Consider the following 10,697-nt stretch of genomic DNA (forward strand, 5'->3'; position numbering starts at 1 on the left):
GATCCCCCGGAATGAGCCGCAGCGCAAAAAAGGCCAGCGTCGCCACAATCAGGAGCACCGCCGCGGCCCCGGCAACCCGCGACAGGGCCCGGCGCACCCCAGAGGTCACTGCACCGTGACGCGCGCGAGCACCGGGGTGCTCACCGTCGGCAGGGCCCGCAGCCCCTCGACCCCCGCGCCGAACAGGAAGTGATTCTGCTGGTCATACAGGGGAAGCAGGTAGTGCCCCTCCGCCACGATCCGCTGCGCCTCCGTGGCCGCCGCAGCCCGCTCCGCGTCATCCGAGGAGCGGCTCAGCGTCTCGAGGACCGCATCCAACTCCGGCAGCGTCACCTGCGCGTTATTGGCAAAGTACCCGCTCGGCGCGGGCACCGTGCTGTCCGAGTGGAAGAGGAAACGCAGCACATCCGGGCCCACCTTCGTGTACGGGGCGCTCACCAGGTTGTAGTTGTGCTCCGCCAGGGCCGCGTACCAGGACGACAGATCCAACAGGCTCAGCCGCACCTCAAAGCCCACCCCGGCCGCCGCCGCCTGGATCTGCTCAAACAGCGCCTGCTCCGCCGGCACCGACTGATTCGTGCTCACCGGGAACTCCAGCGTCAGCGTCTTCCCGTCCTTCACCCGCACGCCGTCTGCGTTCCGCTCCGTCCAGCCCGCCTCGTCCAGCAGCTCGTTCGCCCGCTCCGCGTCCCCGGCGTACACCTCCGGGAACGAGACCGCGAGCGGCTCCGTGCTCGACAGCGCCGAGGTCGAACGCGGCGCGGTGTCCCCAAACAACGACGCAATCCCCGCGTCCACGTCCGCGGCGGCGACAAACGCCTCCCGCACCCGAGCATCATCAAACGGGGCCTTGCCGCTGTTCAACTCGATCCGATTACTCGCCCCCGGGCGCGGTGCATCCAGGTGCCCCAGCGCGTCATCCGACTCCGCCCGCTCGATCTGCTCCGGCAGCGGGTTATCGATGATGTCGACATCCCCGCTCTGCAACGCCGCAAAGCGCGTCGCGCTGTCCGGGAGAAACCGCCACTCCACCGTCGCAACCCCGGCAACGCCGGAGCCCGAGTCGTCCTCCGGCCCCCGCGTAAAGTCGTCGTTGCGCGTCAGGACGATCCGATCCTGCGGCAGCCACTCGGACACCACAAACGGGCCAGTGCCAATCGGTGCCAAGCAGTTCTCCTCCGCGCCCCGCTCGATCCCCGCGGGGGACTGGATCGCGTTCCACGGCTGCGCGAGCGACTCCAGCAGCGCCGCATCCGGACGCGTCAGATGGAACCGCGCCTGCGTCGGCGACACCGCCTCAACCGACGCAATCTGCGCGACCGCCAGATACCCCGTCGACGAGCCCGTCTCCGGATCCTGCAGGTGCGCAATATTCGCCCGGATCGCCTCGGCGTCCACCGGCGTCCCATCCGTGAAGGTCTTGCCCTCGGGGAGCATGAAGTCCCACGTCAGCCCGTCCGCGCTCGTCTCCCACGACGACGCCAACCACGGGATCATCGCGCCGGACGCATCCCGCGACACGAGCGACTCCAACACCTGGCTACTGAGCAGCGCCTGCGGATAGTTCCCTCCCACGTGCGGATCCAAACACGTCGGCTCCGCATCCCCCGTCGCGTACACCAGGGTCGCCTCCGAACCCCCCGGCCCAGACCCCGCCTCCGAGCCCGGGCTCGCACACCCGGTCAACACGAGCACCGACACCGCACACGCGGCCGTGAGCGACGCCGCAGCGGTCCGGCCGGAAACGACGGACAAACGGGGGGAACGGGGTACCATGCTGGCCTCCAGGCGTGAGAAATGCGGGGGCGCTCGCCGCAGGTCGGTTCCTGCGCTGAATAAATGTACTCAGTACATATATTCGGGGAGCTGGTTCAAGTATGCCACACGCGGGGCGGTGGAAAAGTTGTTATACTTGTACCAGAACAACCGCGGTTCCCCACGACCGCGGTGCAACGTGAGCAGGAGGCCCCGTGTTCTTTCGCATCGACCCAGATTCGGCCGAGCCGATCTTCGAGCAGATCGCGGGCTGCGTCCGCATCGCCGCGCTCGCCGGTGACCTCGCCGCGGGGGAGAAGCTGCCCCCGGCCCGCCAGCTCGCCGAGTCCCTGAACGTGAACGTGCACACCGTGCTCCGCGCCTATCAGGACCTGCGCGACGAGGGGCTCATCGAACTGCGCCGCGGGCGCGGCGCCACCGTGACCGAGCGCGTCACCGGGTATCGCACCCTGGAGAAGCAGCTGGAAGCGATGGTCGCCGAGGCCGGCGCTCAGGGCATCTCTCCCCGCACCCTCGCGGCCCTCCTCCGGGACACCCGCTCGTGAGCGCCGCTCGCACCCCGGTCCCCGGCGACGATCCGGCCGTCCTCGAGCGCGAGCGCCGGAGCCGCTTTCGGGCCTTCGTCCTTGGCGTCGCAGCCCCGGCGCTCATCAGCCTGCTCGGGGCGGTTGTCCTGACGCTCTGGATGCCGCGCCTGCCCGAGCGGGTCGTCCGGCAGTGGGACTTCTCCGGGCAGCCGACCTCGACCATGGATCCCGCGATGCTCTGGATGCTCCCCGCGCTGTTCACCGCGATCGGCCTCGGAATCGGGCTCTGGCACGCCCGCGCGGTTACCGCGGACGGCGGCTACGGCTCGGACGCCCGCACCGCCGTCGCGATGGCCCCGGCGTTCACCCTGCTCGGCTGGCTCGTGATCCTCGGCATTGCGGGCAGCCAGCTCGACCGGCCGGCCCCGGCCGCGTCCGTCGAGAACCCGCTGCTGACGATGCTGGTCACCCCGGCCCTCGCGCTCGCGGTGTTTTTCGCGGGACGCGCCTGGCTGCCCAAGAGCACCCTGCCGAAGGCCGAACCGTTGACCCCGGTGCCGCTGCCCCGCAGTGATCGCCAGCAGCTCGCCTGGTCCGCCCGGATCGGCTTCCCGCGCCTCGGCATGATCGGCCTGGCGCTCGTGCCCGCGGCCGTGTTCGGGACCGCGCTCGTCCTCGGCGTGGGACGCGGCGCGGGCACCGAGCTCGTCGTCGTCGCGGCCGCGGCCCTGATCGCCGTCACCGGGGTGTTCCTCGTCGGGGTCTGGCGGGTCACCTGCGACCGCTCCGGGCTCACGGTGCGCCACCCGCTCGGCTGGCCGAGCGTCCGGATCCCGATCGCCGATATCGACCGGGTGCGCGTGGTCCGGGTGCAGGGAATCAGCGAATACGGGGGCTTTGGGTATCGGCGCGCCTCCGGCGGACGGACCGGGGTGATCCTGCGCTCGGGTCCCGCGCTGGAGGTCACGCGCCGCAACGGCACGAGCTTCCTGGTCACCCTCGCCGACGCGGAGACCGCGGCGAGCGTCCTGGAGAGCTATCGCCGGGAGCTGAGCGGCGGGTGAGCGCCCCGGGGCGCGAACGCTCAGGAAGGTGAGTAGAATAGCGGCAACGACTGCGATCCGGCCATCACCGGGGAGTCCCCGGAAGAACGATCGGCCCCGGCCGGTCCACTAGACCCGGGCGGGTGGGCCCGTCAGCGCCTGACAATGAGTGGCCGCCCCCGGGCGGCAAGCGGGGTGGTACCGCGGGCTTCGGCTCGTCCTCGGCCGAGCAGCACCGGACAACGGATCACCGGACACCGAGGAACGAAGGACCACATGGCGTACCCCAAGACCCCCGCCCACGCAGACCCGTCGGGCGCCGACCGCGCAGGCGCCGCCTTCGGCCTCGCCGCCGCGCCGACCCCCTCGCCCAAGCTCCCCACCATCGAGCGCGGGGTACTCGCCTTCTGGGAGGCCGACGGCACCTTCCAGGCGTCGATCGACCAGCGCGAGGGCGCCCCGGAGTGGGTCTTCAACGACGGCCCGCCCTTCGCGAACGGCCTTCCGCACTACGGGCACCTGCTCACGGGTTACGTGAAGGACCTCTTCCCGCGCTACCAAACCATGCGCGGCAAGCACGTCGAGCGCCGCTTCGGCTGGGACACGCACGGCCTCCCCGCCGAGCTGGAAGCGATGAAGCAGCTCGGCATCACCGAGAAGAGCGAGATCGAGGCGATGGGCATCGCCGCCTTTAACGCCCAGGCGAAAGAGTCGGTGCTGAAGTACACGGAGGAGTGGCAGGACTACGTCACCCGCCAGGCCCGCTGGGTGGACTTCGAGAACGGCTACCAGACCCTCGACATCGGCTTCATGGAGTCCGTCATCTGGGCGTTCAAGCGCCTCTATGACGACGGCCTGGCCTACGAGGGCTACCGGGTGCTGCCCTACTGCTGGCGCGACGAGACCCCGCTGTCGAACCACGAGCTGCGCATGGACGACGACGTGTACCAGATGCGTCAGGACCAGACCGTGACCGTGACCTTCCCCCTGGCTGGGGAGCGCGCCGCGGCCCTCGGCCTCGACGGCGTCGCCGCCCTCGCCTGGACGACGACCCCCTGGACCCTGCCCACGAACCTCGCGCTCGCGGTCGGCCCCGCGGTCGAGTACGCCGTGGTGCCCGCCGGCCCGGGCGAGGTCACGGCCCGCGCCGAGCGCTTCCTGCTCGCGAGCGCCCTCGTCGGCGCGCACGCGAAGGACCTCGGCTACGAGGACGCCACCGCCGCGCAGGCCGCCGTGACCGCAACCGTCACGGGCGCTGAGCTTGCCGGGGTGCGCTACGAGCCCCTCTTCGACTACTTCATGGACACCGCCGAGTGGGGCACCGAGCTCGCCTGGCAGATCCTCACCGCCGACTACGTCACGACCGAGGACGGCACGGGCCTCGTGCACATCTCCCCGGCCTACGGTGAGGTCGACAAGGAGGTCGCGGACGCCGTCGGCATCCCGACGATCCTCTCCGTTGACGAGGCCGCCCGCTTCCTGCCGAGCGTGCCCGACTTCGTCGGCGAGCAGGTCTTCGACGCGAACAAGGGCATCACCCGGAAGCTGCGCGACGAGGGCCGGCTGCTTCGCCAGGCCTCATACGAGCACTCGTACCCGCACTGCTGGCGCTGCCGGAACCCCCTGATCTACAAGGCGGTGTCGAGCTGGTTCGTGCGCGTCACGGATATCCGCGACGACATGATCCGGCTCAACGAGGACATCACCTGGGTGCCCGAGAACGTCAAGCACGGCCAGTTCGGCAAGTGGTTGCAGGGCGCGCGCGACTGGTCGATCAGCCGCAACCGCTACTGGGGCTCACCCATCCCGGTCTGGAAGAGCGACAACCCCGAGTTCCCCCGCGTGGACGTGTACGGCTCCCTCGACGAGCTGGAGCGCGACTTCGGGGTGCGCCCGGACGACCTGCACCGGCCCTTCATCGACGAGCTGACGCGCCCCAACCCCGACGACCCCTCCGGGCAGTCCACGATGCGCCGCATCCCCGACGTGCTCGATGTCTGGTTCGACTCGGGCTCGATGCCCTTCGCGCAGGCGCACTACCCCTTCGAAAACCAGGAGTGGTTCGACAAGCACCAGCCGGCCGACTTCATCGTGGAGTACATCGGCCAGACCCGCGGCTGGTTCTACACCCAGCACATCCTGGCCACCGCGCTCTTTGGCCGCCCCGCGTTTAAAAACGTGATCAGCCACGGCATCGTGCTCGGCTCTGACGGCAACAAGATGTCGAAGTCGCTGCAGAACTACCCCGACGTCAACGAGGTCTTCGACCGCGACGGCTCCGACGCGATGCGCTGGTTCCTGATGGCGAGCCCCGTCGTGCGCGGCGGCAACCTGATCGTGAACGAGGAGGGCATCCGGGAGGGCGTCCGCCAGTTCATCCTGCCCATGTGGAACACCTACTACTTCTTCAGCCTCTACGCGAACGCGGACGGCGTGGACGCGGTGCGCTCCGTCACCTCGACGGACCCCCTCGACCGCTACATCCTCGCGAAGACGCGCACCCTGATCGAAGAGGTGACGGCGGAGCTCGACGCGCTCGACTCCACCATGGCCGCGGCTAAGCTGCGCGACTTCGCCGAGGTGCTCACGAACTGGTACGTGCGCCGCTCCCGCGACCGCTTCTGGGCGGGCACGAAGGCCGACGCGCAACACCGCCAGGCCTTCGACACGCTCTTCACCGTGCTGGAAACGGTGCTGCGCGTGGCCGCGCCGCTCATGCCGATCGTGGGCGAGGAGATCTGGAAGGGGCTCACGGGCGGACGAAGCCTGCACCTCACGGACTGGCCCGACGCCGAGGAATTCCCCGCCGACGACGAGCTCGTTGCCGCGATGGACGCCGTGCGGCAGACCGTGTCCAGCACGCTCGCCCTGCGCAAGCAGCGCGGCCTGCGGGTGCGCCTCCCGCTGGCCACGCTGACCGTCGTCACCGAGCGACCCGAGCTCCTGGAGCCCTTCGCCGACATTCTCCGCGAGGAGCTGAACGTGAAGCGGGTCGTCCTCGTGCCGCAGACCGAGAACAGCGCCGCCGAGCACGGCGTGGAATCCCGCCTCGCCGTGAACGCGCGCGCCGCCGGGCCCCGGCTCGGCAAGCGCGTCCAGGAGGCGATCAAGGCAGCCAAGACCGGCGACTGGTCCGAGACGGATGGCGTCGTGGTCGCGGGCGGCATCGCCCTGGAGCCCGCCGAGTACGAGCTGACGCTCACGGTCGGCGCCGAGGGGCAGGAGAGCGCCCAGGCGATCACCCTGCTGCCGGGCGGGGCCTTCGCCCTGCTCGACACCGTCACCACGCCGGAGCTGGAGGCCGAGGGCATGGCGCGCGACGCGATCCGCGCCATCCAAGAGGCCCGCAAGAACGCGGGGCTCGACGTGAGCGACCGGATCCGGCTCGCCCTCGCGAGCGACGCGACCGGAGCCGCCGCCCTCGAATCGCACGCCGAGCTGATCGGCCGCGAGACCCTCAGCCGGGAGGTCAGCGTCCGCGTCGCCGACGCGGCCGAGCTCGCCGAGCTGCCCGCCCTGCTCGGGGCGCAGTCCGCGCTCGTCATCTCCCTCGACAAGGCGGTGTAGCGCATGGACGCCGCGGAAACCCTGTTCCGAGAACTGCTCACCCGCACGGGTGAGGCCACGCCCGAGCCCCGGCTCGACGCCGTGCGCCGCTTCGCGCAGCTGCTCGGCGACCCGCACGCCGACCTGCCCGTGATCCAGGTCGCGGGCACGAACGGGAAGACCAGCACCTCCCGGGCCATCGCCGCGCTGCTGCGCGCCTCCGGCCTGCGCACCGGGCTGTTCACGAGCCCGCACCTGCGCAGCTTCACGGAGCGCTTCCTCATCGACGGCGAGCCCGTCGAGGGGGAGAAGCTCGCGGAGATCTGGGCGGAGCTGCAGCCCGCGCTCTCGATCGTGGACGCCGAGCTCGCGGCGGCGGGCAAAGCCCGGATCACGTTCTTCGAAGCCCTCGCCGTGCTCGCGCTCGCGGTCTTCGCGGACGAACCCGTGGAGGTCATCATCCTCGAGGTGGGCATGGGCGGCGAGTGGGACGCGACGAACATCGTGACCGCAGACGTCGCCGTGTTCACCCCGATCGACCTGGATCACGTCGGCATCCTCGGCGACACGATCGCCGAGATCGCGCGCACCAAGGCCGGGATCATCGACGCGGGCGCCACGGTGGTCTCCGCCGCGCAGACGCCGGAGGCGCTCGCCGAGCTGCGCGCCCGTGCCCAGCAGCAGGGCGCGCAGCTGCGCGTCGAGGGCGAGGACTTCCGGGTCCGGGACGACCGCGTCGCCGTTGGCGGCCGCTTCGTCGCGGTCACCGGGCTCGCGGGGGACTACCCCGGCGCGCTTGCCCCGCTCTTCGGCGCGCACCAGGCCCAGAACCTCGCCGTCGCCGTCGCCGCGGTCGAGGCCTTCTTCGGCGGGGACCGCCCGCTCGGCGAGGAGATCATCGAGGCGGGCTTCGCCATCGCGGACTCGCCCGGTCGCCTCCAGCCGATCGGGGTCGAGCCCCCCGTGTACGTGGACGCCGCGCACAACCCGCACGGGGCTCGCGCCCTCGTCGCCGCGGTGCGCGAGTCCTTCGAGTTCACGGGGCTCGCGGTCGTCTTCGGGGCGCTGTCCGACAAGGACGCCGCCGGGGTCATCGCCGAGCTCGCCCCCATCGCGGATCTGCTCGTCACGACGCAGAGCTCCTCGCCCCGGTCCATCCCCGCGGACGACCTCACCGAGATCGCCCTCCGCGTCGCCCCCGACCTCGAGGTCGCCACCTGGGAGGGCGTCCCCGACGCCCTCGACACGGCCCGGGACTGGGCCGCCCGTGAGCCCGGCCGCGGCGTGCTGGTGTGCGGCTCGATCGTCCTCGTCGGCGAGGCACTCGCCCACGCAGAAACCGAAGGATGGAACGAATGACCAACGCGAATCTGCCGGGGGACGACGAAGAACTGAAGCTCTCCCCGTCGGAGACCATCGCGCACAACTCCGCGATGCGCCTGTCCGGCTCGGCGAAGGGCCGCCGCTCCACGCAGCGCGCGCTCGCCTCGATCGTGCTCGGCTTCGAGCTGTTCGTGGTGTTCCTCGGCGGCATGACGGTGTTCGGCCTCGGGGCGGTGCAGCCGCGTGAGCTCGGCATCTACGGCGGCCTCGCCCTGTGCCTGCTCATCATCATCGCCCTCGGCACGATGCGCACGAAGCTCGGCATTTGGATCGGCTGGGGGGTGCACCTCGCGATGTTCCTCGCGGGCTTCATCCTGCCGATGTTTGTCATCGTCGCCGTGATCTTCACCGCCCTCTGGGTGTACTGCATGATCACCGGTGCGCGGATGGATCGGCAGGCCGCCGCCCGCTTCGGCCAGGCCCCGGCCTGAGACGCGCACGCCCTAGACTGGAATCGCGCCGATTCGTCGGCACCCCCGCACGCAGCAGAAGGAGTCCCACATGCACGTTGAAGAGACACTCGTCCTCGTCAAGCCCGACGGCGTCGCCCGTAACCTGACCGGCGAGATCCTGCGCCGGATCGAGGCGAAGGGGTACTCCCTCGTCGACCTCAAGCTGGTGCAGGCGGACCGCGAGCTGCTCGCGAAGCACTACGCCGAGCACGAGGGCAAGCCCTTCTACGAGCCGCTCATCGAGTTCATGGAGTCCGGCCCCACGGTCGCGATCCGACTGACCGGCAACCGCGTCATCGAGGGCTTCCGCGTCCTCGCCGGCACGACCGACCCGACGACGGCCGCGCCCGGCACCATCCGCGGCGACCTCGGCCGCGACTGGGGCCTCGCCGTGCAGCAGAACCTCGTGCACGGCTCCGACTCGGTCGAGTCGGCCGAGCGCGAGCTGGCCCTCTGGTTCGGGAAGTAACGACCCAGCCCCCAGCCGCGACACCCGCGCCACCGCAACGCCCCGGACGTCCCCGTCCGGGGCGTTGCTGCGTGTGCGCCCCGCCGCTAGCGGCGGAGCCGGATCGGGGCTACGCTAAACCGGCCAGCCACGACCGCGAGACTCGTCACCCCGACGACCGCGGAGGCCCGTATGTCCCCAGCCCAGCCCTCACCCCGCATCCCCCCTGGCCCGCTGCGCCGCCTGCTGGTGAGCCTGCCGCCCGTCAACCTGGCGCTGTTTCTCGTCTGGGGCGCCGTGCCCCCCGTGCTCCTCGCGGTGCTCGTGCAGGGCATCGACCCCGCGGGCAAGGAGCGCAGCCTGGCGCTGGTGCTCGCGGTCGGCGCGCTCGCGGCCATGATCGCCCAGCCGCTCGCCGGGCTGCTCTCCGATCGGACCCGGAGCCGCTGGGGGCGGCGCACCCCCTGGCTGGTCGGGGGCAGCGCGGCCGGGGCCGCGGCGCTCGTCCTCCTCGGCCAGGGCCGCACGATCGCGCAGGTGCTCGCCGCCTGGGTGGCCGTGCAAATCCTGCTGAACCTCGCGCAGGGCCCCCTGAGCGCGGTGCTCCCGGACCGGGTGCCCCGTGCCCTGCGCGGCACCTTCTCGGCCGCGACCGGGCTCGGGCTCATGCTCGGCATGCTCGGGGGACAGGTCTTCGGGGCGGTGTTCTCCGAGCGGATCGCACTCGGCACCGCCCTGCTCGGCGGGATCGCCCTCGCGGCCCTGCTCGGCTTTAGCGTGCTCAACCCGGACGCGGACAACCGCGGCGACGCGGTCCCGCCCCTGTCCGCGCGGGCGGCGCTCCTTGGCTCCTGGGTCGCGCCGCTGCGGCACCCGGACTTCGTCTGGGCATTCCTCGGGCGGCTGCTGCTGAACCTGGGCTACTCGCTCATCATGACCTACCTGCTCTACATTCTGCAGGAGATCGTGGGCCTCAGCCTGGCGGAGGCGATTGTCCTCGTGCCGGTCATCGCGGGGACCGGGGCGGTCTTCGTGCTCCTGAGCACCGTGATCTCCGGTCCGCTCTCCGATCGCCTGCGGCGGCGGCGCGTCTTCGTCTTCGCCTCGGCGATGATCCTCACGGGCGCGATGTGGCTGCCGCTCGCGATGCCAACGGTGCCCGGGGTCATCATCTTCGGCGCGCTCGCGGGCTTTGGCTTCGGCATTTTCCAGGCCGTGGACACCGCGCTCATCTCGGAGGTGCTGCCCGATCAGGCCGCAGCGGGGAAGGACCTCGGGGTGATCAATATCGCGGCGACCCTTCCGCAGACCGTGGCCCCGGCGCTGGCGGGGGTCATCGCGGTGAGCGTCGGCTATGTCTGGCTGTTCCCGGTTGCCGCGGTGCTCGTCTTCCTCGCGGGGCTGGCGGTCATCCCCATTCGTTCGGTACGGTAACCGCACCGAAGCAGTCCTCGACGACTCGCCCCTCGGGGCGCGACAGGGAGCAACCCATGAGTTCGACCACCGCATCGTCCGCCGCGTC

The 10,697-nt window shown here is 70.9% G+C and carries 8 protein-coding genes; 7 read left to right on the forward strand and 1 reads right to left on the reverse strand.

The window, feature by feature from the left end:
- Positions 1 to 105 precede the first annotated feature (105 nt).
- On the reverse strand, positions 106 to 1,776 hold the full coding sequence (locus OOT08_RS15510) for an ABC transporter substrate-binding protein (RefSeq protein ID WP_442916270.1): 1,671 nt from the start codon (positions 1,774 to 1,776) through the stop codon (positions 106 to 108).
- A gap of 194 nt (positions 1,777 to 1,970) precedes the next feature.
- On the opposite strand from OOT08_RS15510, the gene OOT08_RS15515 reads away from it, so the two are divergent.
- The 7 genes from OOT08_RS15515 to OOT08_RS15545 all read left to right on the forward strand — a co-directional run bounded on the left by OOT08_RS15515 (position 1,971) and on the right by OOT08_RS15545 (position 10,609).
- On the forward strand, positions 1,971 to 2,321 hold the full coding sequence (locus tag OOT08_RS15515; RefSeq protein WP_325093746.1) for a GntR family transcriptional regulator: 351 nt from the start codon (positions 1,971 to 1,973) through the stop codon (positions 2,319 to 2,321).
- The gene (locus OOT08_RS15520) at positions 2,318 to 3,367 is read left to right on the forward strand and encodes a DUF1648 domain-containing protein (RefSeq protein WP_325093747.1); all 1,050 of its coding nucleotides are present in this window, start codon (positions 2,318 to 2,320) and stop codon (positions 3,365 to 3,367) included. The genes OOT08_RS15515 and OOT08_RS15520 overlap by 4 nt, the downstream gene beginning before the upstream one ends.
- A 255-nt stretch (positions 3,368 to 3,622) precedes the next feature.
- A complete protein-coding gene (gene ileS / locus OOT08_RS15525; protein WP_325093748.1) occupies positions 3,623 to 6,913 on the forward strand; it encodes an isoleucine--tRNA ligase in 3,291 nt (1,096 codons plus the stop codon).
- A 3-nt stretch (positions 6,914 to 6,916) separates the two neighbouring features.
- Positions 6,917 to 8,251, forward strand: a complete 1,335-nt coding sequence (locus tag OOT08_RS15530; protein ID WP_325093749.1) for a bifunctional folylpolyglutamate synthase/dihydrofolate synthase — start codon at positions 6,917 to 6,919, stop codon at positions 8,249 to 8,251.
- Complete coding sequence (locus OOT08_RS15535; protein ID WP_325093750.1) at positions 8,248 to 8,706, forward strand: DUF4233 domain-containing protein; 459 nt, start codon at positions 8,248 to 8,250, stop codon at positions 8,704 to 8,706. Before OOT08_RS15530 ends, OOT08_RS15535 begins: the two co-directional genes overlap by 4 nt.
- Positions 8,707 to 8,776: 70 nt before the next feature.
- Entirely contained in the window at positions 8,777 to 9,196 is a 420-nt protein-coding gene (gene ndk, locus OOT08_RS15540) for a nucleoside-diphosphate kinase (RefSeq protein WP_325093751.1), read from the forward strand.
- A 171-nt stretch (positions 9,197 to 9,367) separates the two neighbouring features.
- On the forward strand, positions 9,368 to 10,609 hold the full coding sequence (locus OOT08_RS15545; RefSeq protein WP_325093752.1) for an MFS transporter: 1,242 nt from the start codon (positions 9,368 to 9,370) through the stop codon (positions 10,607 to 10,609).
- Positions 10,610 to 10,697: the final 88 nt, after the last annotated feature.

The organism is Leucobacter sp. M11 (assembly GCF_035726885.1).
Taxonomy (GTDB): domain Bacteria; phylum Actinomycetota; class Actinomycetes; order Actinomycetales; family Microbacteriaceae; genus JAPFRB01.